Source organism: Agromyces sp. NPDC058136 (genome assembly GCF_042884375.1).
Classification (GTDB): Bacteria; Actinomycetota; Actinomycetes; order Actinomycetales; family Microbacteriaceae; genus Agromyces.
In genome coordinates this window covers 184,145-206,278 of sequence record NZ_JBHVUA010000005.1, presented here as the reverse complement: position 1 = coordinate 206,278, position 22,134 = coordinate 184,145, and the positions used below count along the sequence as shown (strand labels likewise).

General features: G+C 71.2%; 19 protein-coding genes and 2 tRNA genes. 14 read left to right on the top strand and 7 right to left on the bottom strand.

What is annotated here, in order from left to right; all coding sequences use genetic code 11:
• Positions 1 to 12: 12 nt before the first annotated feature.
• Entirely contained in the window at positions 13 to 1,332 is a 1,320-nt protein-coding gene (locus ACFVTX_RS15125; RefSeq protein WP_386901495.1) for an extracellular solute-binding protein, read from the bottom strand.
• Between the two features lie 210 nt (positions 1,333 to 1,542).
• Between ACFVTX_RS15125 and ACFVTX_RS15120 the strand changes: the two genes are divergently transcribed.
• Positions 1,543 to 2,337 (top strand): M15 family metallopeptidase, encoded by a 795-nt coding sequence (locus tag ACFVTX_RS15120; protein ID WP_386901494.1) that lies wholly within the window; start codon positions 1,543 to 1,545, stop codon positions 2,335 to 2,337.
• Between the two features lie 5 nt (positions 2,338 to 2,342).
• On the top strand, positions 2,343 to 3,704 hold the full coding sequence (locus tag ACFVTX_RS15115; protein WP_386901492.1) for an MFS transporter: 1,362 nt from the start codon (positions 2,343 to 2,345) through the stop codon (positions 3,702 to 3,704).
• On the opposite strand, the gene ACFVTX_RS15110 is transcribed toward ACFVTX_RS15115, so the two are convergent.
• Together ACFVTX_RS15110 and ACFVTX_RS15105 are read right to left on the bottom strand one after the other, a co-directional pair.
• Positions 3,673 to 4,704 carry a DUF1648 domain-containing protein gene (locus tag ACFVTX_RS15110; RefSeq protein WP_386901490.1) on the bottom strand — a complete coding sequence of 344 codons (1,032 nt, stop codon included), beginning with the start codon at positions 4,702 to 4,704 and terminating at the stop codon, positions 3,673 to 3,675. The two genes, ACFVTX_RS15115 and ACFVTX_RS15110, sit on opposite strands and share 32 nt — an antisense overlap.
• Entirely contained in the window at positions 4,701 to 5,051 is a 351-nt protein-coding gene (locus ACFVTX_RS15105; RefSeq protein WP_386901488.1) for a GntR family transcriptional regulator, read from the bottom strand. The genes ACFVTX_RS15110 and ACFVTX_RS15105 overlap by 4 nt, the downstream gene beginning before the upstream one ends.
• 216 nt (positions 5,052 to 5,267) lie before the next feature.
• On the opposite strand from ACFVTX_RS15105, the gene ACFVTX_RS15100 reads away from it, so the two are divergent.
• Positions 5,268 to 6,668 carry an amidase domain-containing protein gene (locus ACFVTX_RS15100; RefSeq protein WP_386901486.1) on the top strand — a complete coding sequence of 467 codons (1,401 nt, stop codon included), beginning with the start codon at positions 5,268 to 5,270 and terminating at the stop codon, positions 6,666 to 6,668.
• 164 nt (positions 6,669 to 6,832) lie between these two features.
• Here ACFVTX_RS15100 and pgm read toward each other — a convergent pair whose 3' ends face one another.
• Together pgm and ACFVTX_RS15090 are read right to left on the bottom strand one after the other, a co-directional pair.
• Positions 6,833 to 8,461, bottom strand: coding sequence for a phosphoglucomutase (alpha-D-glucose-1,6-bisphosphate-dependent) (pgm, locus tag ACFVTX_RS15095; protein ID WP_386901484.1), 1,629 nt, complete (start codon positions 8,459 to 8,461; stop codon positions 6,833 to 6,835).
• Positions 8,462 to 8,550: 89 nt separating this feature from the next.
• Positions 8,551 to 9,819, bottom strand: coding sequence for a DUF445 domain-containing protein (locus tag ACFVTX_RS15090; protein WP_386901482.1), 1,269 nt, complete (start codon positions 9,817 to 9,819; stop codon positions 8,551 to 8,553).
• Between the two features lie 40 nt (positions 9,820 to 9,859).
• Here ACFVTX_RS15090 and pheA point away from each other — a divergent pair, with 40 nt between their 5' ends.
• The 3 genes from pheA to ACFVTX_RS15075 are packed head-to-tail and all read left to right on the top strand — an operon-like array spanning position 9,860 to position 13,426.
• Positions 9,860 to 10,822: a prephenate dehydratase gene (gene pheA, locus ACFVTX_RS15085; RefSeq protein WP_386901480.1), complete on the top strand. Its 963-nt coding sequence runs from the start codon at positions 9,860 to 9,862 to the stop codon at positions 10,820 to 10,822.
• Positions 10,823 to 10,853: 31 nt separating this feature from the next.
• Positions 10,854 to 11,789 (top strand): hypothetical protein, encoded by a 936-nt coding sequence (locus ACFVTX_RS15080; RefSeq protein WP_386901479.1) that lies wholly within the window; start codon positions 10,854 to 10,856, stop codon positions 11,787 to 11,789.
• 53 nt (positions 11,790 to 11,842) lie between these two features.
• Positions 11,843 to 13,426: an MFS transporter gene (locus ACFVTX_RS15075; protein WP_386901477.1), complete on the top strand. Its 1,584-nt coding sequence runs from the start codon at positions 11,843 to 11,845 to the stop codon at positions 13,424 to 13,426.
• A 37-nt stretch (positions 13,427 to 13,463) separates the two neighbouring features.
• Here the strand turns inward: ACFVTX_RS15075 and ACFVTX_RS15070 are convergent, their stop codons facing one another.
• Positions 13,464 to 14,474 (bottom strand): diacylglycerol/lipid kinase family protein, encoded by a 1,011-nt coding sequence (locus ACFVTX_RS15070; protein ID WP_386901475.1) that lies wholly within the window; start codon positions 14,472 to 14,474, stop codon positions 13,464 to 13,466.
• A gap of 92 nt (positions 14,475 to 14,566) precedes the next feature.
• On the opposite strand from ACFVTX_RS15070, the gene serS reads away from it, so the two are divergent.
• The 8 genes from serS (at position 14,567) to ACFVTX_RS15030 (ending at position 21,112) form a co-directional block, all read left to right on the top strand.
• Positions 14,567 to 15,835, top strand: a complete 1,269-nt coding sequence (serS, locus tag ACFVTX_RS15065; protein ID WP_386901473.1) for a serine--tRNA ligase — start codon at positions 14,567 to 14,569, stop codon at positions 15,833 to 15,835.
• Positions 15,832 to 16,638: an HAD family hydrolase gene (locus ACFVTX_RS15060; RefSeq protein ID WP_386901471.1), complete on the top strand. Its 807-nt coding sequence runs from the start codon at positions 15,832 to 15,834 to the stop codon at positions 16,636 to 16,638. Before serS ends, ACFVTX_RS15060 begins: the two co-directional genes overlap by 4 nt.
• 60 nt (positions 16,639 to 16,698) lie before the next feature.
• Positions 16,699 to 17,997 carry an LCP family protein gene (locus tag ACFVTX_RS15055; protein ID WP_386901469.1) on the top strand — a complete coding sequence of 433 codons (1,299 nt, stop codon included), beginning with the start codon at positions 16,699 to 16,701 and terminating at the stop codon, positions 17,995 to 17,997.
• A 126-nt stretch (positions 17,998 to 18,123) separates the two neighbouring features.
• A tRNA-Ser gene (locus ACFVTX_RS15050) sits at positions 18,124 to 18,208 on the top strand.
• A gap of 28 nt (positions 18,209 to 18,236) precedes the next feature.
• Positions 18,237 to 19,520: an LCP family protein gene (locus tag ACFVTX_RS15045; protein ID WP_386901467.1), complete on the top strand. Its 1,284-nt coding sequence runs from the start codon at positions 18,237 to 18,239 to the stop codon at positions 19,518 to 19,520.
• Positions 19,521 to 19,613: 93 nt separating this feature from the next.
• Positions 19,614 to 19,702 (top strand) — tRNA-Ser (locus tag ACFVTX_RS15040).
• Positions 19,703 to 19,808: 106 nt separating this feature from the next.
• The gene (locus tag ACFVTX_RS15035) at positions 19,809 to 20,600 is read left to right on the top strand and encodes a sulfite exporter TauE/SafE family protein (RefSeq protein ID WP_386901466.1); all 792 of its coding nucleotides are present in this window, start codon (positions 19,809 to 19,811) and stop codon (positions 20,598 to 20,600) included.
• 74 nt (positions 20,601 to 20,674) lie between these two features.
• The gene (locus tag ACFVTX_RS15030) at positions 20,675 to 21,112 is read left to right on the top strand and encodes a hypothetical protein (protein WP_386901464.1); all 438 of its coding nucleotides are present in this window, start codon (positions 20,675 to 20,677) and stop codon (positions 21,110 to 21,112) included.
• An 82-nt stretch (positions 21,113 to 21,194) separates the two neighbouring features.
• Here ACFVTX_RS15030 and ACFVTX_RS15025 read toward each other — a convergent pair whose 3' ends face one another.
• The gene (locus tag ACFVTX_RS15025; protein WP_386901462.1) at positions 21,195 to 22,115 is read right to left on the bottom strand and encodes a Ku protein; all 921 of its coding nucleotides are present in this window, start codon (positions 22,113 to 22,115) and stop codon (positions 21,195 to 21,197) included.
• Positions 22,116 to 22,134: the final 19 nt, after the last annotated feature.

Here is a 22,134-nt window from a genome sequence, read left to right as displayed (position 1 = left end):
GCGTCCGGTCGGCTACTGCTCGACGAGCTCGTCGAGCAGGTCGAGCGCGTGCTGCCACGCGGTCGGGCCGTCGGCCTTGCCCGAGTCGAGCTCCTGGATGGAGGGGCCGAAGACCTGCTCCTGGATCACCGAGTCGTCAGGGCCCTTGTACTGGGCGACGACGCCCTCGGCGCGCGAGCCGAGGATCTCGCCGATCGGCGCGTCGTTGAAGAACGCCGTGAGCTCGCTCTCACCGGTGACGCCCGAGTCGGCCTGCGCCTCGAGGTTCGAGGGGAAGGCGCCGGCGGCCTGGAACGAGGCGACCTGCGACTGCGCGCTCGTGAGGAACGCGGCGAGCTCGGCCGCCTCCTTCGGGTGCTTCGAGGTGGTGGGCACCGTCAGGAACGCGCCGCCCCAGTTGGCCGCGCCGCCGGGGAAGACGTCGGCGAAGTCCCAACCGGTGGTGGCGTCGCCGCCTCCGGCCTCGACCTGGCCCTTGACCACGCCGAGCATCCAGCCCGGGCAGACGAAGGTCGCGAAGGAGCCGTCGGTGAAGGCCTTGCCCCCGCCCCAGTCCCACTGGGTCTGGTTCGAGGAGAGGCCGTCGGCCGCGCCCTGCGCGAGCAGCGCCCAGCGCTCCTCGAGCTCGGCGTTGCCGTCGACGTTGAGCTCGCCGTCGGCGGTGTAGTAGCCCTCGGGGAGCTGGTTCACCATCGAGTTCCAGACGAAGCCCGACTGGTCGTAGAAGGCCTTGCCGGTGGCGGCGTGGTACTGCTTGCCCACCTCGAAGAACTGCTCCCACGTGGCATCCTCGCCGCCGAACAGCTCGGCGACGCCTTCGCGGTCGCTCGGCAGCCCTGCGGCCTCGAGGAGGGCGCCGTTGTAGCAGAGGCCCTCGGGGCCGATGTCGGTGCCGTAGCCGATGATGCGGCCGTCGGCGTCGGTGGCCTGCTTCACCTTCCAGTCGACCCATTCGGCGCTGGTGTCGTCGGCGCCGTAGTCGCGGAGGTCGGTGAACGAGTCGCTCACCTGCATGACCTTCGAGAGCCAGCCCTCTTCGACGGCCTGCACGTCGGGCAGCCCGGCGCCGGCGGCCTGCTTGGTCTGCCAGTCGGTGAGCGCGTTGCCGCCCGTGTCGATGTTGGTGGCCTTGATGGTGATGCCCGGGTGGTCGGCCTCGAACTGCTCGTAGAGGCCGTCGAGCCCCTGGGTGCCGAAGGTGGTGATGGTGAGGGTGATGTCCTCGCCATCGGAGCCCTGGTCGCCGCCGGTGGAGCAGGCGGTCGCGAGGAGGGCGATGGATGCCGCGCCGGCGAGGGCGACGGCACCGCGGGTGCGTCGTGAGAGCTTCACGGTCACTCCTTTGTGTGCGTGGTCGTGTGTTGCGGGGAGGTGGTGCAGGAGGTGTTGCGATGCATGGCTGAGAGCGCTCTCTCACATAAACGTGAGAGCGCTCTCACGCTGTCGGGAGGTGACTCTACGAGTGATTTCGACGGATGTCAAGAGAGCGCTCTCACGGTTGTGTCCGATCGACGCTCAGGGTTCCCTCGTACACTGGGGGCGATGTCTGAACAGCCCCCCATCGACGAGGCGACGCAGCGCCGACGCATGACCATCGCCCTCTCGCTCATCGCGGCGCTCGTCGCGATCGCCGTCGTCGTCGTCGGCGCGGTCGTCGGCGCCGGGGGCGGCGCGAGCGGCGGCACCGGAGGCGAGGCGTCCGGCAGCGCGACCCCGCGCCCGGCACCCGCAGCACCCCCCGCGCCCGCCGTCGTCGACACCTTCGACATGGCCGCCCACTCGCTCGACGACCCCGCGAGCATCTGGGTCGTCGTCAACCAGGTGCGCCCGCTGAACCCGCAGGACTACGTGCCCGAGGACCTCGTCGAGGTGCCCGTCGAGCACACCTGGGCGCCCGAGCTCCGTCAGGAGGCCGCCGACGCCGTCGTCGCGATGTTCGCTGCCGCGGCCGAAGAGGCCGACTACTACCTGGCCTCGAACAGCGCCTACCGCGACTACGACACGCAGGTCGAGCTCTACGGCGACGGCGACGACCCGTCGACCGCGCCGCCGGGGCACTCCGAGCACCAGACCGGCCTCGCGATGGACATCGGCACCGAGGGCGGCTGCACCTTCGAGTGCATGGATGACAGTGAGGAAGGCGAGTGGCTGCGGGCGAACGCGTACCGCTTCGGCTTCATCCTGCGCTACCCCGCCGACAAGGTCGAGATCACCGGGTACCCGCACGAGTCGTGGCACTTCCGCTACGTCGGCGTCGACCTCGCCACCGAGATGCACGACCGCGGGGTCACCACGCTCGAGGAGTTCTTCGGCGTTCCGGGCGGCGCCGCGCAATGAGCCGGATGCCGCGGGCGAACGCCGTGCCGCATCGCGGCCTCTCGCTCGCGGTGCTCATCGTCAACCAGCTGCTCGCGGGCGTCGGCGTCGCGTCCGGCATCGCCGTCGCGGCCCTGCTCGTCGGCGAGCTCACCGGCGCCGACCAGCTCGGCGGCCTCGCGCAGTCCGCGAGCGTGCTCGGCGCCGCGCTGACCGCGATCCCGCTCGCCCGGCTCGCGGTGCGCCGCGGGCGGCACGTCGCGCTCGCGACGGGCTACGCGCTCGCGATGGTCGGCGCGATCCTCATCGTCACTGCGGCCGCGAGCGGCTGGGTGCCGCTCGTGTTCCTCGGGCTCGCCGCCTTCGGTGCCGGCGCCGCGGCGGGCCTCCAGGCCCGCTTCGCCGCGACCGAGGTCGCCGCGCCCGGCTTCGAGGCGCGCTCGATGTCGCTCGTGCTCTGGGCGACGACGCTCGGCTCGGTCGCGGGCCCCCTGCTCGCCGACGCCGGCAACCAGGTCGGGCAGGCGCTCGGGCTGCCGCCGCTCGTCGGTCCGTTCGTGTTCTCGGGGGTCGCGTTCGGGCTGTCGACCCTGCTCGTGGCGACGCTGCTGCGCTTGCCGAAGGCCGGGCAGTTGGCGGCCGACGCGGAGGGCCCGGCGGTCGGCGAGGACGCCGGCCCGGCCGAGGCGACGGACGCCGTCGACACGAGCGGCGCGGTCGCCGCCGAGCCTGGCCCGGCCGTGGCATCCGCGCCCCCGCCCTCGGTGAGCTCATGGGACGCACTCCGGATCGCGGTGCGCAGCCCGCGGGCGCTCTTCGCGATCCTCGCGATCGTGTGCTCGCACACCGTCATGGTCGGCGTCATGGTCATGACGCCCGTGCACATGACGCACCACGGGCTCTCGCTGACGCTCGTCGGCGTGGTGATCAGCATCCACATCATCGGCATGTACGGCGCGAGCCCCCTCGTCGGGTGGCTCGCCGACCGCATCGGCTCGCCGCGCGTGATCTTCATCGGCGTCGCGATCCTGCTCTCGGCGACCCTCATCGGGATCCTCGCGCCGGCCGACGACATGCTGCTCGTGCCGCTCGCGCTCGGCCTGCTCGGCCTCGGCTGGTCGTGCGGGCTCATCGGCGGGTCGACCCTCGTGACGCGCTCGGTCGACCCGTCGATCCGCGTGCCGCTGCAGGGAGCGACCGACGCTGCGATGAACCTCGCCGCCGCGATCGCCGCGGCGATGTCGGGGTTCCTGCTCGGGTGGGGCGGGTTCGCCGCGGTCAACATCGTGGCGGTGTTCGTGCTGGTTCCGCTCGTCATCGCGGGGGTGGCCGCGGTGCGATCGAGCCGCGCCGGGCTCAGCCTCGAGCCGAGCGCACCCGCTCGCTGAGCGCCTCGAGGAGGGCCGCCGCGGTCGCCGCGTCGCGCACGGTGACGACGAAGCGCCGTCCGTTCTCGCGCTCGACCTGCAGCGCCTCGCCGCTCCGCAGCACGATGCCGAAGGCGCCGTCGGGCGCGAGTCGCACGCCCCAGCCGCCGAACTCCGCCGTCGGGTTCACCTCGGTCACCGACACCTGACGCACCTCGGCGAGCGGCACCCTGAACCAGGGGGCGCCGAGCGCCGAACGCACCTCGAGGCCGCGCGCGTCGACGCGTACGCGGAACACGAAGGTCGTGCCGGCGAGCACGACGACGAGCAGGGTGGTGCCGAACATCACCCACCACATGGGCGTGCCCGCGAGCGCCATCGCGACGGTGCCGAGCGCGAGTGCGACGACGGCCGCCCCGATCGCGATCATCGCCGCGCGGGACATCGTGGTCGTGCGCACCCAGACGGCGCGCTCGCCGGGGGCGAGTTCGAGGGGGGCGACGGCCTCGTTCCGGTGCGGTCCCGCGATCGTCGTGCGAGGCTGCACGAACCACGCGGCGACGCCGGCGAGCGCACCGAGGCCGGCGCCGACGAGGAGCGGCACGCCCATGCCGGGTGCATCGGCCGGGTCGGCGAGCCCGCGCTGCATGCCGAGCGACCAGGTGAGCGCGACGACGAGCAGCACGGTCGTGCCGAGCGAGAACGCCCCGAGCAGTCGCAGCATCGGGCCCCAGCGGCCGTCGCGGGTGCCGGCGAGCATGATGCCGGTGAACAGGGCGACGAGGCCGAGGCCGAGGCCCGCGATGCCGAGCGGCACCGTCCACGCGGGGGAGAACCCGTCGGGGGTTCCGCCGCCGCTCCAGTGCGTGGCGACGGTCGCGGGCACCTCGGGCAGCCAGGCGAGCGCGAGCACGACGCCGACGAGGGTGACGACGGCCGGCGCGAGCGTGGCGACGAGCAGGTAGCGCTGCCGGGCGGTGCGGAATTCGGCGGAGCGGGTCGAGGGGTCGGGCCGGGTCATCGGTACGTCTCCTTCACGAGGGCGGCGAGGGTGTCGGGGGCGAGGCCGAGCGTGCGCGCGCGGGCGACGAGGGCCTCGATGTCGTGGTGCAGCTGCGCGAGCGGTTCGACCGCGTCGGTGGCGACGGCGCCGCGACCGCGGCGCATGTCGACGAGCCCTTCGTCGCGCAGCAGCTGGTAGGCGCGCAGCACGGTGTGCAGGTTCACGCCGAGGGCGCCGGCGACCTCGCGGGCCGAGGGCAGGCGATCGCCCGGACGCAGGCGGCCCGCTGCGGCGTCGGCGCGCACCGAGCCCGCGACCTGGGCGAAGATCGGTGTCTCGCTCGCGGGATCGACCCGGATCAACATGCGTGCTCCTTTGATAACTGTTCTATGAATACTAGAACAGTTGGAGACGGTTCGTCGAATCCGGCGCGGCGTCCGTCCCGAGAACGCGCTCTCACCGCTCTCCCAGACATCAAGAGGGTTCCTCACAAAAACGGGTGATGAAGTTGTGCATCCCCCAATTCCGACCGGAACTTTCTTTTCGTGTTCAAACGCCTCAGTAAAACCCTGCCTTCCCCCATGCCCGAACGCCGCCGTGCGACCTTCCGCGCGCCCGGCAAGCTCGATGAGACGCTCCTCGCCGAGGGCGCGACGCCCGAGGAGACGGCCGCCGCCGAGTCCGCCGACCAGGCGGTCGCGGCGCTCGTCGCCGACGCCGCCGAAGCCGTGGAGGCGCTCCCCGTGCGCCGCCGCAGCGGATTCCGCGCGGCGAAGCCCGTGTCCGAGGCGCCCACCGTCGCGACCGAGTCGGTCGAGTCAGTCGAGTCGCTCGAGTCGCTCGAGTCGCTCGACGATGCGGATGCCACGAGCGCCCGGCCGACCGCACACACCACCGCCGAGGCATCCGACGACGAACCGGCCGTGCCCCCGCACCAGCCGCGCCACCGTGCCGACCACGTGCGCAACCGGCGCCCCTCCGGCGGCGCGCGCCGCCTCGTGGCGCTCTCCTGCACCACCGCGATCATCGGGGTGACTGCCTTCGGTGCGATCGCCGCGGCCGCGGACGACGGATCGAAGCCGAGCGCGGACCTCGCGCAGGCCTCGCACGACGCGATCGCGTCGGGCGCGGGCGACCAGATCGTCGCGAAGGATGTCGCCGTCGACGACGGCCCCACCATCACGAGCGAGCTCTCGACGACCTCGGCGCCGTTCACCGGCGGCACGCAGGTGACCGTCACGGGCGAGTCGCTCGACCAGGTCGGCGCGGTGAGCGTCGCCGGGATGCCCGCGACGATCGTCGCGGCCGACGAGAGCGCCGTCACCTTCGCCGTCCCCGCCACCGACGCCGCGGCGCTCGGCGGCGTCGCGGTCGCGTTCACCGACCTCACCGGGCAGCCGGTGCCCGTCGAGCAGCCCGTCGCCTCGATCGCGTCGACGGGCGTCGCCCTCTCCGAGACGACCGTCGAACCGACCGCCGAGCTCGACGCGCTCACCCTCACCTACACGAGCGACCCCACGATCGACGCACAGCTCGGCTACGTGCTCGCGCACTGGAACAACTACAACACCGCCGAGTACACCGTGCTCGGCGGCGTCGACTGCGCCAACTTCACGAGCCAGTCGCTCATCGCCCGCGGTTGGGCGATGGACGCCGGCTGGTACTACGACCGCGCGACCGGCGCCATGTCGCCGAGCTGGTCGAGCTCGACCGCGATGCGCGACTGGCTGAGCACCCGCCCCGACCTCGCGACCGCGCTCGACGACTCGCAGCGCGGCCTCGTGAAGGTCGGCGACATCGCCCAGTTCGACTGGGACGGCTCGGGCGACCGCGACCACACCGCCGTCGTCACCCGCGTCGAGCACACCGCGAACGGCACCCGCATCTGGGTCGGCGGCCACACGAAGGACGCCGACTACTGGGACGTCGACGAGGCGCTCGCGAACGGCGGCGGCAGCGTCAGCTACTTCTCGCTCAGCTGATCCCATCCCGAGGAGCGCCCGACGAAGTCGGACGCGTCTCGAAACCGCACCACGCCCCACACGGTTTCGAGACGCGTCACCGCTCCGCGTCGGCGCTCCTCAACCAGCGAGTGGGTGTCAGCCGCCGAGCGCCGCGTCGGCGCTCCTCAACCAGCGGATGAGTGTCAGCCGCCGAGCGCCGCGTCGACGATGTCCTTCGCCTGCGCCTGCACGAGGCGCAGGTGCTCCGCGCCCTTGAACGACTCGGCGTAGATCTTGTAGACGTCCTCGGTTCCGCTCGGCCGTGCCGCGAACCAGGCGTCGGCCGTCTCGACCTTCACCCCGCCGATCGCCGCCCCGTTGCCCGGTGCGGCCGACAGCTTCGCCGTGACGGGGTCGCCCGCGAGCTCCGTCGCCGCGATCGCGGCACCGTCGAGCTTGCCGAGGGCCGCCTTCTGCGCGGCGTTCGCCGGGGCATCCACCCGCTCGTACGCGGGGTCGCCGAACCGTTCGACGAGTTCGGCGTACAGCTGCGAGGGCGACTTGCCGGTGACCGCGCGGATCTCGGAGGCGAGGAGGCACAGCAGGATGCCGTCCTTGTCGGTCGTCCACACGGTGCCGTCGAAGCGCAGGAACGACGCGCCCGCGCTCTCTTCCCCGCCGAAGCCGACGGAGCCGTCGACGAGTCCGGGCACGAACCACTTGAAGCCGACCGGCACCTCCCAGAGGCGTCGGCCGAGCGCGGCGGCGACCCGGTCGATCATCGACGACGACACGAGCGTCTTGCCGATCGCCGCGTCGGCGCGCCAGCCCGGGCGGTGCGCGAAGAGGTACTCGATCGCGACCGCGAGGTAGTGGTTCGGGTTCATGAGCCCGCCGTCGGGGGTGACGATGCCGTGCCGGTCGGCGTCGGCGTCGTTGCCCGTGAGGATGTCGTACGCGCCCGACTGCGCGACCACCGAGGCCATCGCGTTGCGGCTCGACGGGTCCATGCGGATCTTGCCGTCCCAGTCGAGCGTCATGAACGACCAGCGCGGGTCGACGCGCTCGTTGACGACGGTGAGGTCGAGGTCGTAGGCGTCGCGGATCGCGCTCCAGTACGAGACGGATGCCCCGCCGAGCGGGTCGGCGCCGATGCGGATGCCCGAGCGGCGGATCGCGTCGAAGTCGATGACGTTCGCGAGGTCGGCGACGTACTCGCCGCGGAAGTCGTAGGTCTCGACCCCGCTCGGCTCGGCCTGCAGCACCTCGCGCAGCCCGCCGGCGATGAGCTCGTTCGCGCGCGCCGCGATCCACGAGGTCGCGTCGCTGTCGGCGGGCCCGCCGTGCGGCGGGTTGTACTTGAAGCCGCCGTCCTGCGGCGGGTTGTGCGAGGGCGTGATGACGATGCCGTCGGCCTCGCCCTCCGCGCGCTTGGCGGGGTCGTTGTTCCACTTCAGGATCGCGTGCGAGAGCGCGGGCGTCGGCACGTAGTCGTCGAACTCGTCGGCGAGCACGCGCACCCGGTTGGCGACGAGCACGTCGAGCGCCGTCGTCTGCGCGGGCGCGCTGAGGGCGTGCGTGTCGGCGCCGATGAAGAGCGGCCCGGTGATGCCCTGCGCGGCCCGGTACTCGACGATCGCCTGCGTCGTCGCGAGGATGTGGTCCTCGTTGAAGCTCGTCGAGAGGGATGACCCGCGGTGGCCCGAGGTTCCGAACACGACGCGCTGCTCGGGCACCGAGGCATCCGGCTTCTTCTCGTAGTAGGCCCTGACGAGGGCCTCCACGTCGATGAGGTCGGATTCGGTCGCCGGGGTGCCTGCTCGCTCGTGCATGCCGACAAGTCTGCCCTGATCGAGACCGTGCGACCAGATCGGTCTCGAGACGCGGCCTCCTTCGTCAGGCGCTCGGGGGCCGCCGGAGGTCAACCCGCGAGCGCGTGCAGCGCCGTCGCGATCGAGTAGATCGCGAGCCCGGCGAGCGCGCCGACGACGGTGCCGTTGATGCGGATGAACTGCAGGTCGCGCCCCACCTGCAGCTCGAGCTTCTCGGTGGTCTCGCGAGGGTCCCACCGCTCGACGGTCTCGGTGATGACCCCGGCGATCTCGTGCCGGTAGTTCCGCACGACGTAGGCGGCGGCATCCGTGAGCCAGGCGTCGACCTTCGCCGCGAGCGCCTCGTCGGTCGCGAGCCGGGTGCCGAGCTCGACGACCGCCGAGCGAAGGCCCGTGCGCAGCTCGCTCGCCGGGTCGGCGAGCGCGTCGAGGAGGGTCGACTTCACCGCGGCCCAGGTCTCGCCCGCGAACTCGCGCACGCGCGGGCTCTCGAGGAGGTCGGCCTTGAGGCGTTCGACGCGGGCGATCATCGCGGGGTCGTGCTGCAGGTCGTCGGCGAGCTCGGCGAGGTACCGGTCGATCGCGAGCCGCAGCGGGTGGGCGCGGTCGGCGCGGACCGCGCGGACGAAGGCGAGCACCTCGCGGTGGGCGCGGTCGTCGATGACGCGGTCGACGAAGCCGGGCAGCCAGCGGGGGAGCCGGTCGGAGACCATGCGGCCGAACGCCTCGGGGTGGGCGGCGAGCCACGCCTCGGCCTTCTCGAGCACGGCGTCGACGGCGGCGCGCTGCTGGTCCGCGGCGACGAGCCGCCCGCCGACGCGGCCGATCGCGGGCCCCCACTCGGGCTCGAAGAGGTGGCGGCGGGCGAGGCGCTCGATGAGGGCTTCGACGTCGTCGTCGCCGAGCAGGGTGAGGATGCCGCGTGCCGCGACCGCGCCCTCGGCGGTGAGCCGTTCGGCGTTGGCCGGCTCGGCGAGCCACCCGCCGACGCGGCGCGAGAGGCCGACCGAGCGGAGCTTGCCGAGCACCACCTCGTCGGAGAGGAACTCGTGCTCGACGAAGGCGCCGAGGCTCGCCCCGATCTCGTCCTTCCGGCGGGGGATGATCGCCGTGTGGGGGATGGGGATGCCGAGCGGGTGGCGGAACAGCGCCGTCACCGCGAACCAGTCGGCGATCGCACCGACCATCGCGCCTTCGGCTGCGGCGCGGACGTAGCCGAGCCAGGCGATGTCGTCCTGCAGGGCGAACGACACCGCGAAGACCGCGGCGGCGATGACGAGCAGGCTCGTCGCGACCCGTTTCATGCGCCGCAGGGCGTGCATGCGTTCGATGTCGGTGGGCACCGGGGTCGCCGTCATGACTCGACGCTAGGCCATCGGCGCTCGTTAGGCTGGGCGCATGACCACGGATGCCACGCCGACACCCCCTGACGAGACGTACTCGTACCTCGGGCCGGCCGGCACCTTCACCGAGGCCGCACTCAAGCAGGTTCCCGAGGCGCACGGCCGGCACTGGCGGCCGGTCAACAACGTCGGCGAAGCGCTCGCCGACGTCGTCGGCGGCCGATCGACCGCGGCGATGATCGCGATCGAGAACTCGATCGACGGAGGCGTGACCGCGACCCAGGACGCCCTGGCGACAGTACCCGGACTCCGCATCCTGGGCGAGTACCTCGTGCCGGTGAACTTCGTGCTCGTCGCCCGGCCCGGCACGACCCTCGCCGACGTCGAGGTCGTCAACGCGCACCCCGTCGCCTATGCCCAGTCGCGTGGCTGGCTCGAGCGTGAACTCCCTGGCCACGGGCACATTCCGGCGACGAGCAATGTCGCGGCCGCGGCATCCCTCTTCGAAGGGTCGCAGGCCGACGCGGCCGTCGCGCCGCCCGGCATCACCGAGCACCTCGACGTCGAGGTGCTCGCCCGCGACCTCGGCGACAACCCGAACGCGGTGACCCGCTTCGTGCTCGTGAGCCGTTCGCGCGCACTGCCCGCACCGACGGGGGCCGACAAGACGAGCCTCATCGTCGAACTGCCCGACGACGAGCCCGGCGCGCTGCTCGACATGCTCGAGCAGTTCTCGACGCGGGGGGTCAACCTCTCGCTCATCCAGTCGCGGCCCATCGGCGACGCGCTCGGCCGATACCGCTTCGTCATCGACCTCGAGGGCCACGTCGAGGACGAGCGGGTCGCCGACGCGCTCCTCGGCCTCCGCCGCTACTCGCCGAAGGTGATCTTCCTCGGCTCGTACCCGCGCGCGGACCGGCGTGAGGTCGAGGTGCACTCGAAGTACGATGACGAGATCTTCATCGAGGCCCGCGACTGGCTGCGCGGGCTCCTGAGCGGCGAACCCGACGGCGCCTGACGGCGACGCGGCGCGAGCGAGGAGGTCGACGATGACCGACACCGAGCAGGGCATCGACCCGCGGTACGACCCGCGGTTCCAGCGCGGCTACGATCCGTCGCAGCATGCGGATGCCACGGGGTGGACCGGTGCGGCGGTCTCGCCCGGGTCCGCGGTCGCCGAGCGCGGTGCCCGCGCGGCCGCCGTCCCGCGCGAGACGCCCGAACTGCGCGAACCTCCGCCCGCCCGGATCCCTCCGCCGCCGGGTCGGGAGCCCGCCGACGCCGCGCCCGATGCGGGTGCGCCTGCCGGCGACGGCGCCGCCGATCCCGTCGCGATGCTCGGTCTCCAGTATCCGAGCGACGAACCCGGGCCGATCGGAGCCGCCGACGGCGCCGACGACGCCGTGACCGCGCCGACCGCGCGGGCCTGGCTGATCGCCGGCTGGGCCGCGACCGGGGGTGCGATCGCGCTCGGCATCTGGATGCTCTGGAGCCTCAACGGCGACTACGCGTACTACTACGGCGGAGTCGTCGATCCCGACGGCGAACGCCTGCGCATCCTCGGGTGGGCGCTCGCGCCGTCGCTCGTGCTCGCCGGCGCGGTCGGTGCCGTCATCGTGACCGGTCTCGCCGCGGGCATCGCCGTCGAGGCCGGGCCCGGCACGAAGGGCGACGCCCGGTTCCGGCGGCCGCCGGCGTGGTGGGTGCTGCCGGCGATCGCGGTGGTCGGCGTCGCGTTGATCGCCTGGGCCGTCGCGCTCGCCGTCGCGGGCAACGCCGCTTCCTCGAACATGTCGTTCAGCCCGGGCGCCGAGCTCTCGGACGGGCAGCGGGAGATGTTCGAGGCGATGGTGCTGGGGCAGGTCGCCCAGACGCTGATCGGTCCGGCCGCTTCGGCGGTCGTCGGGGCCGTCGTGGCCGTCGTGGTCCTCGAGGTGCGTCGAGCGGTGCGCCAGTCTCGGGTTCCGGCCCGGCCGCAGGGCTGATCGCCCCGGACGGGGGCTCTTCCGCCCGGCGCCGCGGTGTGCTTGAGTGAGCTATGAGCTCACGCGGTGGCGGGGAAGTGAAGTTCAACGGGCGGCTCGCCATTCTGCTGGCGATGGCGATGTTCGTGCTGGTCGTCGATACGTCGCTCATGAACGTGTCGATCTCGGCCGTCGTGCACGATCTCGGCACCACGGTGAGCGGCGTGCAGGGGGCGATCGCGCTGGAGGCGCTCGTCTCTGCGGCGTTCATCCTCATCGGCGGCAAGACGGGCGACCTGATCGGCCGGAAGCTCGCGTACATCCTCGGCCTCCTCGGCTACGCCGTGGGTGCGATCGCGATGGTCTTCGCCCAGGACCTCACGGCGATCATCGTGTTCTGGGCGTTCATCGGCGGCATCGGCGCCTCGCTGCTGCTGCCGGCGATGCAGTCGCTCATCCACGGCAACTTTGAGGGCGCGCATCAGAAGCGGGTGTACGCGCTCGTCGGGGCGTCGGCCGCGATCGCCGCCGCCGTCGGGCCGCTGCTCGGCGGGTTCATCACGACGTTCCTCTCGTGGCGGGTCGGCTTCGCGCTCGAGGCCGTCATCATCGCCGTCGTGCTCGCGGGCATCGGACTCGTGAAGGACGTGCCGTACCACGGCGATCGCTCGATCGACCTCGTGGGGGCGCTGCTGTCGATCGTGGGCATGGGCGGCGTGGTCACCGGCATCCTCGTGTGGCAGGAGGGCGGCGGCTACGTCGGCCTCATCATCGGCATCGGGGTGGTCGGGCTCGGGCTCCTCGTCTTCTGGCTGCGCAACCGCAAGCGCCGGGGCAAGCCGACGCTGCTCGACCCGGCGCTCTTCGAGTCGAAGATGTTCCGCACCGGGGCGAGCGGGCAGCTGCTGCAGCAGATCGCCCTCGGCGGCACGATGATCGTGCTCCCGATCTATCTGCAGATGGTGTTCGAGTACAACGCCCTCCAGGCCGGCCTCTCGATCGCGCCGCTGTCGCTCAGCATGTTCGTCGTCGCACTGCTCGCCGGCCGCGGGCTGAAACGGCGGCCGGCCACGATCATCCTGTGGGGCTTCGCCCTCGTCGTGATCGGCGTCGGGGTGCTCGTGCCGATCGTGCCGATCGCCGACTCGGGGTGGTACCTCACGCTGCCGCTCATCGTCGCGGGCTGCGGTCTCGGCCTCCTCGTCTCGCAGCTCAACAACTACACGCTCTCGCCCATCTCCGACGAGCGGGTCAGCGAAGCGGCGGGCGTCAACTCGGCCGCCGGGTCGTTCGGCCTCTCGTTCGGTCTGGCCTTCGCCGGGGCGATCATGCTCGCCACGCTCGCCTTCACCTTCACGGCGAGCGCCTCGTCGAGCACCGTGCTGAGCACCGACCAGCAGGAGCAGGTGGCGACCGTGCTCGAAGAGGACGCCCAGATCATGACGAACACCGGCCTCGAGGAGCTCCTCGCCGATGAGACGCCGGAGGTGCAGGAGGAGGTCCTGCGCATCAACACCGACTCCCGGTTCATCGCCCTCCAGGTCGCGCTGCTCGTCCCGATCCTCGCGGGACTGCTCGGGGTCTTGAACGCCGTGCGGATGCGGCGACTGCCCGATCCGAAGCCGTCGGAGGCCGCCGAGGGGACCATGCTCGGCTGACGGGTCTCGAGACGCTTCGCTCCTCGACCGCCGGGGGTCAGCGCGGGACGCGCACCACGAGCGCCGCAGGGTCGACCCTGAACCTCGCCGACACCACGCTGCCGAACTCGTCGCCGTCGATCTCGAACTCCTGGGGGCCGCCTTCGAACTCGAGCTCGACCGAGCGGCCGCGCCGGTACACGATCTGCTGGCGGCGGTTGCCGCTCGTGAGGTCGATGAACTGCCGACCGAGGGCCGACTTCCGGAGCACGCGGTTCTCCCAGAAGACGGTGCGCCAGATGAACAGCCAGCCGAGGAGGTTCCGCGGCTGCAGGACGACGACGTCGAGGTGCCCGTCGTCGATCTCGGCGTCGGGGATGAGCTCGATGTTGCCCGGCAGGTAGCCGAGGTTCGCGACGAGGATGCTCGCCACCCGTGCGCGGTGGTGGCGCCGGTTCTCGAGGCGGTACTGGGCCGGGAACGGCTTGGAGGCGGGCAGCGCCCGCAGGCCGGCGTCGACGTACGCGAGCCACCCGACCCGCTTCTTCAGTTCGGGGTTCGTGTTCTGGATCATCTCGGCGTCGATGCCGATGCCGGCCATCACGAGCGACAGGTGCGCCTCGTCGTCGCCGTTCGGGCGGGTGACTTCGGCGACGATGACGTCGACGACGCGGTCGGCCCCCGAGAACGCGAGCACGACGGCGTCGTCGATGTCGTTCACCGGGATGTCGAGGTTCCGGGCGAAGAGGTTGCCGGTGCCGAGCGGCACGATGCCCATCGGCATGCCCGATCCGCGGAGACCTGCGGCGACCGAGCGCACGGTGCCGTCGCCGCCCGCGGCGATCACGAGGTCGACGCCCGCGTCGACCGCCTCGTGGGCACCGCCCTTGCCGGGGTCGGCCTCGGTGGTCTCGAGCCAGAGCGTCGGCGCGAACGACTGCCGGGCCTCTGCGCGCCCCACTGCTGCACGTAGGGCGTCGACGCCCTGCTTGCTCGGGTTGAAGATCACGGCCGCGCGCAGGCGCGGGTGCGCGGCATCCGCCTGCCCTTCGTTCCGATCGCTCGACACGGTGCCACCGTATTGCATCCACCCGGGAACCGAGCGGGAAGGCGCGTCGCGACCCCGAGAACCGCGGGAATCCGCGGGCTAGACTTGCTCGGGTGATCGATCCCGTACTTCTCCGCGAGAACCCCGACCTGATCAAGCGTTCGCAGGAGCTCCGCGGCGAGCCCTCGGAGCTCGTCGACGAGGCCGTGGCCGCCGATTCCGCGCGCCGCACCGCGATCACCGTGTTCGAGGCGCTCCGCGCCGAGCAGAACGCGTTCGGCAAGCAGGTCGCCCAGGCGCCGAAGGAGGCGAAGGCGGCCCTCGTCGCGCAAGCGCAAGAACTGGCGGGCAAGGTCAAGGCCGCGAACCAGGCCGTCGGCGACGCCGAGGCCGAGTTCACGCTCGCCGTGCAGAAGCTCGGCAACATCGTCATCGACGGCGTGCCCGCCGGTGGCGAAGACGACTACATCGTGTTGCGCGAGGTCGGCGAGATCCCGAGCTTCCCGTTCGAGCCGCGCGACCACCTCGAGATCGGCGAGATGCTCGACGCGATCGACATGCAGCGCGGCGCGAAGGTGTCCGGAGCCCGTTTCCACTACCTCAAGGGCGTCGGCGCCCGCCTCGAGCTCGCACTCATGAACATGGGTCTCGACCGGGCGATCGCGGCGGGCTTCACCCCGCTCATCACGCCGACGCTCGTGCGCCCCGAGATCATGAACGGCACCGGGTTCCTCGGCGCGCACTCCGACGAGGTCTACTACCTGCCCGAACAGGAGCTGTACCTCACCGGCACGAGCGAGGTCGCGCTCGCCGGCTACCACGCCGACGAGATCATCGACGTGTCGAACGGGCCGATCCGCTACGCCGGCTGGTCGACCTGCTACCGCAGCGAGGCCGGCTCGCACGGCAAGGACACGCGCGGCATCATCCGCGTGCACCAGTTCAACAAGCTCGAGATGTTCACCTACATCGACCCGGCCGACGCCGAGGCCGAGCACGCGCGTCTGCTCGCCTGGCAGGAGGGCATGCTGCAGGACCTGGGGCTGACGTACCGGGTCATCGACACCGCGGCAGGCGACCTCGGGTCGAGCGCGGCCCGCAAGTACGACGTCGAGGCGTGGGTGCCGACGCAGGGCGCGTACCGCGAGCTCACCTCCACCTCGAACTGCACGACGTTCCAGGCCCGTCGACTCGACATCCGCCACCGAACCGAGAGCGGCAAGACGGCGCCCGTCGCGACGCTCAACGGCACGCTCGCGACGACCCGCTGGCTCGTCGCCATCCTCGAGACGCACCAGCAGGCCGACGGCTCGGTCGTGGTGCCCGAGGCGCTGCGCGGCTACCTCGGCGGGCTCGAGAAGCTCGAACCCGTCGCCCGATGAGCGTCGACGGTCGCTGGTTCGTCGCGCTCGACGTCGACGGCACGGTCATGCACGAAGACGGCACGATCGACGCCGAGGTCTCCCGCGCCGTGGCGGCGGCCGTCGAACGCGGCCACCTCGTGACCCTCGCGACCGGCCGCTCCTGGTCGACGACGCGCCCCGTCATCGAGGAGCTCGGCCTCACCCCCGAATATGTGGTGTGCGCGAACGGCGCGATCACGATGCGTCGCGACGACACCTCGCCCGACGGCTACGTGCGCGAGCACGTCGAGACCTTCGACCCGACGGCGGTGCTCGAACGCATCCGCAGCTTCCTGCCCTCGGGCAAGTTCATGGTCGAACTGCCCGACGGGTACCGCCTCTACACCGCGGGCATGACGGAGTGGAACCTCGAGAACGCCCGCGAGGTCGTCTTCGAGGAGTTGCTCGACCACCGCGCCACGCGTGTCGTCGTCACGAGCCTCGACCACGGGCTCGACGAGTTCTTCGCGATCGTCGACCAGATGGGCCTGCACCACGTGAGCTACGCCATCGGCTGGACGGCGTGGCTCGACATCGCCCCCGACGGGGTGAACAAGGCGACCGCGCTCGAGCGGGTGCGCGGGTGGCTCGACCTCGATGCGGCACGGGTGTTCGCCGCGGGCGACGGCCGCAACGACCTCGAGATGTTCGCGTGGGCGGGGGCCGCAGGCCGCGCCGTCGCGATGGGCCAGGCGCCCGACGAGGTGCGGGCCGCGGCGGGCGAGGTCACCGGCTCGGTCGGCGAGGCCGGTCTCGCCGCCGCCCTCGACTCGCTCCCGTAGCACCTCACAGCAGCGGCACGGGCGCGGCCTGCATAGAATCGTGCCGACGGGAGGGGTCGCATGACGCAGAACGCGGAGCTCGTACCCGAGCAGGGGGATCACGAGACGCCCGAGGGGGCGGTCGTGCCCACCCGTCACGGGCGCCTGCCCCGCCACTCGGGGCCGCGCACCGCGGTGAAACTCGCCGCATCCGCCCTCGCCGTGCTGCTCGTGAGCGCGACCGCCGTGGTCGCCTACGCCGCCGTCGACCTCGTCGGCTCGGTCGGTGGCGGCGGTGACGGTGGTGGCGTGACGCTCGCCGGTGAGGAGATCCTCGAGGGCGTTCCCGACATCGGCGCGATGGACGGCGGGCTCAACTTCCTGCTCGTCGGCAGCGACGAGCGCCCTCCGAGCGGTGCGTTCGGCGACCCCGAAGAGGAGTCGGGCGTCCTCAACGACGTCAACATGCTGCTGCACATCTCGCAGGACCACTCGCACGTCGAGGTCGTGAGCTTCCCGCGCGACATGATCGTGCCCGTGCCCGAGTGCCCCGACCCCGTCGACCCCGAGAGCGGCCCGCTCTCGGCGATGTCGGGTGTGCCGCTCAACAGCGTGCTGCACCACGGCGGCCTCGGCTGCGTCGCGATGACGATCGAACAGCTGACGGGCATCACGATCCCCGTCGGCGGGATCGTCAAGTTCGACGGCGTCGCGGCGCTCTCCTCCGCAGTCGGCGGAGTCGAGGTCTGCCTCGCCGATCCGATCGTCGACCCCTCCTCGGGGTTGAACCTGCCGGCAGGCATGAGCACGGTCGAAGGGTACGACGCGCTCGCGTTCCTGCGGACGCGCAAGGCGGTCGGCGACGGCAGCGATCTCGGCCGCATCTCGAACCAGCAGGCGTTCATGGCCTCGCTCGCGCGCACCCTGCAGTCGAGCGGCACGCTGAGCGACCCGGTGAAGCTCTACTCCATCGCCAAGGCGGTGCTCTCGAACATGGAGCTCTCGAGCAAGCTGCAGAGCCCGACCATGCTGATGTCGATCGCGCGCACCATCCAGGACGTCGACCTGTCGAAGATCGTGTTCGTCCAGTACCCGACCGTCGAGTACGGCGACGGCCAGCACGTCGAGCCAGCCGACTCGGCCGAGGCGGTGAACCTCGCCCTCCAGCAGGACGTGCCGGTCGTGATCGATCCGAACGCGAACGCGAACGCAGCGTTCGGCACCGCGCCGGGCGACCCCGCCGAGCAGGCCGCCGAGGCGCCCGCCGCCGAACCGGCACCGGATGCCACGGTGCCGCCGCCGCCCGCAGGGCAATTGCCGGGCGACGTCACCGGCCTCGCGGGCGACGAGGTGCGCTGCACCACCGCCAACGAGGGCTGAACGAGGCATCCGCCTTCGCTTCAGGGCTCTCTCAGGAGCGGCTGGCAGGCTGAACCGAAAGCGATTCGGCTAGAATCGGGGCCTGCCTGCACGACATGACCCGCTCGACGGGCGACGCGCAGGCGAGGAGGGCTGTCCGAGCGGCCGATGGAGCTGGTCTTGAAAACCAGTGGGCAGAAATGTCTCGTGGGTTCGAATCCCACGCCCTCCGCGCGACCACCACACTCGAGAGGATCCCGGTGAACGAAGCGTTGCGACCCAGTTCGCGGCGCGCCGCGAAGAACCCCGCGGTGGCGCATCACGGCAAGCTCCGCAAGCGGTCGATCGGCCGCACCCTCGCGAAGGTGCTCGGCATCGGCCTGTCCGTCGCGCTCGTCTCGGGCGGCGCCGTCGCGGCGTATGCGGCGTGGGATCTCGCGAGCACCGTGAAGCCGACCGTCTCGCTCGGCAACGAGAAGGTGCTCGAGGGAGTGCCCGACGTCGGTGCGATGGAAGGCGGCGTGAACCTCCTGCTCGTCGGCAGCGACAGCCGCCAGGGGCAGGGGATGGCCTTCGGCGACCCCGAAGAAGAGACCGCCGTGCTCAACGACGTCACGATGCTCATGCACATCTCGCAGGACCATTCGCACGTCGAGGTCATCAGCTTCCCCCGTGACATGTTCATCGACGTGCCGGCGTGCACCGACCCCGAAGATCCTGCGGGTGATCCGTTGGACGAGCTGTACGGCGTCAAGATCAACTCGGTGCTCAGCCACGGCGGACTCGGCTGCGTCGTGAAGACGGTCGAAGAGCTCACCGGCGTGACGATCCCGTTCGCCGGCACGGTGCAGTTCAATGGCGTCGCCGCGATGAGCGAGGCCGTCGGCGGTGTCGAGGTCTGCGTGGCCGAGCCCATCGAAGACGAGTACACCGGCCTGTTCCTCGAGGCCGGCATGCACGAGCTCTCCGGAATGCCGGCTCTGCAGTTCCTCCGCACGAGGCACGGCGTCGGCGACGGGTCCGACCTCGGGCGCATCTCGAACCAGCAGGTGTTCATGTCGTCCCTCGCCCGGAAGCTGCAGGACAGCGGCACGCTCGGCGACCCGGTCGCGCTCTACTCGATCGCCAAGGCCGCGCTCGCGAACATGGAGCTCTCCGACTCGCTCGCGAACCCGACGACGATGGTCTCGATCGCGAAGGCGATGAAGGACGTCGACCTCGACAAGATCGCCTTCATCCAGTACCCGACGGGCACGACCGAGGGCGGCGTCAAGCCGAGCGACTCGGCCGAGATCGTGAACCTCGCCCTCCAGAACGACACCCCGGTCGTCTTCGACCCGACCGCCGACGACGCCTCGTTCGCGTCGGCCGGCGACCCGAACACGGTGACGGTCGAGGCGGTGCCCTCAGAAGAGGTGCCCGCTGAAGAGGTGCCCGCCGAGGAGGTGCCCGCACCGACGACGGGTGCGCTGCCGAGCGACGTGACGGGGCAGACCGCCGCCGAGACGCGATGCTCGGCCGGTCGTACGCTCGACGACCAGTAGCGGGGTCTCGCAACCCGACCGTTCCGGCTCGAATCGTCATTCTGCCGGTCGTCGGGTTATGATGACAGTCGCGTGTGCGCGTGCGCACCGCAAGGAGACGTCGCATAGTCCGGTCGAGTGCACCACCCTGCTAAGGTGGAGTCCCCGTAAGGGGACCAGGGGTTCAAATCCCCTCGTCTCCGCACTGACTTGAGAAGCCCCCGCGATTCGCGGGGGCTTTTCCCGTTTCACGGCGTCGTACGATGGCGTCGCACGTCCGCCACGACGATCACGGAGAAATGCGCATCGATGACTGAACAACGCCCCGCCGCCCTCCCGCTCGTGCTCATCGGCATCTTCGCGGGGCTCCTCTCCGGACTCTTCGGCGTCGGCGGCGGGCTCGTCATCGTGCCCGCACTCGTGCTCATCCTCGGCATGCCGCAGCGGCTCGCAGCGGGCACCTCGGTCGCGGCGATCCTGCCGGCGGCCGTCGTCGGCGCGGTGAGCTACGCCGTGCAGGGGCAGGTCGACTGGGTGGCCGCGCTGTTGCTCGCGGCGGGCATCATCGTGGGGTCGCAGCTCGGCAGCGCACTGCTCGCGAAGCTCCCGATCCGGACCCTGCACTGGATCTTCCTCGTGTTCGTGCTCGTCGTCATCGTGAGCCTGTGGTTCGTCGTGCCGCAGCGCGACAGCGAGATCGGCATGACGTGGATCTCCGGCCCGCTCCTCGTGGTCACCGGATTCGTGACGGGCGTGCTCTCGGGGGTGCTCGGGGTCGGGGGCGGCATCATCGTCGTGCCCGTGCTGATGTTCTTCTTCGGTGCGAGTGACCTCGTCGCGAAGGGCACCTCGCTCACGATGATGATCCCTGGATCGATCTCGGGCACGCTCGCCAACTGGCGCCGCAAGAACGTCGACCTGCGCACGGCGGCGATCGTGGGCGTCGCGGCGAGCGTGATGTCACCGGTGGGCGTGCTGATCGCGACGGGCATCGACCCGTTCTGGTCGAACGTGGTGTTCTCGATCTTCCTCGTGTTCGTCTTCGCGCAGCTGCTGGGGCGGCGTATCCGCGAGCTGCGCAGCCGCCGTCGCGAGGGGTAGCACCGGGGTTTCGGGCAGCCGACAGCGCCCGCGACTAAGCTCTTGTGGTTACCGAATTCAGGGGGAATTGCACCATGCAACGAATCATCACGTCCACCGCGCTCGTCTTCGCCGGCGCACTGCTGTTCACCGGCTGCGCCTCGAGCACCGACGACACCACTGCGGCCCAGGGCGGCGACAGCTGCGAGGTCGTTCGCGTCGCCGTGCGCGACATCGCGAACGGCGCGCAGAACGCCATCCTCACCGCGACCGAGCAGGCCGCCCTCCTCGAGCGTCTCGACGCCTACGAGGAGCGCGTCGACGAGCTCGACGAGCAGGCTGCAGACGACTCGAAGCTCGCCGAGGCGCTCGACGGGCTGCAGGCGAAGATCGAGGCCGCCGAGACGTACGCGGCGACCCTGCCCACCACCGAGACCGAGGACTTCGAGGCCGACGCCGACGCGCAGGCCACGGCGACCGGCGACATCCAGGCCGCTGCGGTCACCGTCACCGAGGTGTGCGCGGCCAAGTAGTCGGGGCACCCCCAGCACGCGAGCGCGCGGCATCCGGTCATCGGATGCCGCGCGCTCTCGTCTCGGCGGGGACCGATGCCGCTCAGGCGGTCTTCGACCGCTTCGCCTTGTCGGCGTCGGCCGATTTCGCCGGCTTCCCCTTCGTGGAGGACTTCGCCTTCGGCGCGGCATCCGGCTTCGATGCCGCCTTCGCGGGCTTCGCCGTCTTCCCTCCGCCCCCGCGCTTGGCGGCGAGCGACTGCCGCAGGGCCTCCATGAGGTCGATGACCTCGCCGCCGGTCTCCTCCTCTGGCTCTTCGCCGAAGGTCGCGGCGGTGTCGAGGGCGTCGCCCTGCTCGAGCTTCGCCTCGATGAGGGTGCGGAGCTCCTGCTGGTACTCGTCGACGTACTGCTCGGGCTCGAAGTCGGCGACGAGGCTCTCGACGAGCTGCTTCGAGAGGGCGAGCTCCTTCTCCGAGATCTTCACGGGCTCGTCGAGCGAGGGGAACGCGGCGTCGCGCACCTCGTCGCTCCAGAGCAGGGTCTGCGCGACGAGCACGTCGCCGTGCACGCGCAGCGCCGCGAGCCGGGTCTTCTGCCGTAGCGCCATCTGCACGATCGCGGTTCGGTCGGTCGACTCGAGGGTCTCGCGCAGCAGCACGTACGCCTTGTTCGAGGCGGAGTCGGGTTCGAGGTAGTAGCTCTTGTCGAGCATGATCGGGTCGATCTGCTCGCTCGGCACGAACTCGAGCACCTCGATCTCTCGGCTGCGCTCGGCGGGCAGCGCCTTGAGGTCCTCGTCGGTGATGACGACGGTTCGTTCGCCGTCATCGTAGGCCTTGTCGATGTTCTGGTAGGCGACGACCTTGCCGCACACCTCGCACTTGCGCTGGTACCTGATGCGCCCACCGTCCTCGTCGTGCACCTGGTGCAGGGACACGTCGTGGTCTTCGGTGGCGCTGTACAGCTTGACGGGCACATTGACGAGGCCGAATGTGACCGCCCCCTTCCAGACGGCTCGCATACCCCCAGTAGACACCCGC

What these genes read in the sequence shown, in the direction of transcription:
- ACFVTX_RS15120 (WP_386901494.1), top strand. Translation starts at nt 1,543, where the DNA reads ATGTCTGAACAGCCCCCCATCGACGAGGCGACGCAGCGCCGACGCATG.
- ACFVTX_RS15115 (WP_386901492.1), top strand. Translation starts at nt 2,343, where the DNA reads ATGCCGCGGGCGAACGCCGTGCCGCATCGCGGCCTCTCGCTCGCGGTG.
- ACFVTX_RS15110 (WP_386901490.1), bottom strand. Translation starts at nt 4,704, where the DNA reads ATGACCCGGCCCGACCCCTCGACCCGCTCCGCCGAATTCCGCACCGCC.
- ACFVTX_RS15105 (WP_386901488.1), bottom strand. Translation starts at nt 5,051, where the DNA reads ATGTTGATCCGGGTCGATCCCGCGAGCGAGACACCGATCTTCGCCCAG.
- ACFVTX_RS15100 (WP_386901486.1), top strand. Translation starts at nt 5,268, where the DNA reads ATGCCCGAACGCCGCCGTGCGACCTTCCGCGCGCCCGGCAAGCTCGAT.
- pgm (WP_386901484.1), bottom strand. Translation starts at nt 8,461, where the DNA reads ATGCACGAGCGAGCAGGCACCCCGGCGACCGAATCCGACCTCATCGAC.
- ACFVTX_RS15090 (WP_386901482.1), bottom strand. Translation starts at nt 9,819, where the DNA reads ATGACGGCGACCCCGGTGCCCACCGACATCGAACGCATGCACGCCCTG.
- pheA (WP_386901480.1), top strand. Translation starts at nt 9,860, where the DNA reads ATGACCACGGATGCCACGCCGACACCCCCTGACGAGACGTACTCGTAC.
- ACFVTX_RS15080 (WP_386901479.1), top strand. Translation starts at nt 10,854, where the DNA reads ATGACCGACACCGAGCAGGGCATCGACCCGCGGTACGACCCGCGGTTC.
- ACFVTX_RS15075 (WP_386901477.1), top strand. Translation starts at nt 11,843, where the DNA reads ATGAGCTCACGCGGTGGCGGGGAAGTGAAGTTCAACGGGCGGCTCGCC.
- ACFVTX_RS15060 (WP_386901471.1), top strand. Translation starts at nt 15,832, where the DNA reads ATGAGCGTCGACGGTCGCTGGTTCGTCGCGCTCGACGTCGACGGCACG.
- ACFVTX_RS15055 (WP_386901469.1), top strand. Translation starts at nt 16,699, where the DNA reads ATGACGCAGAACGCGGAGCTCGTACCCGAGCAGGGGGATCACGAGACG.
- ACFVTX_RS15035 (WP_386901466.1), top strand. Translation starts at nt 19,809, where the DNA reads ATGACTGAACAACGCCCCGCCGCCCTCCCGCTCGTGCTCATCGGCATC.
- ACFVTX_RS15030 (WP_386901464.1), top strand. Translation starts at nt 20,675, where the DNA reads ATGCAACGAATCATCACGTCCACCGCGCTCGTCTTCGCCGGCGCACTG.
- ACFVTX_RS15025 (WP_386901462.1), bottom strand. Translation starts at nt 22,115, where the DNA reads ATGCGAGCCGTCTGGAAGGGGGCGGTCACATTCGGCCTCGTCAATGTG.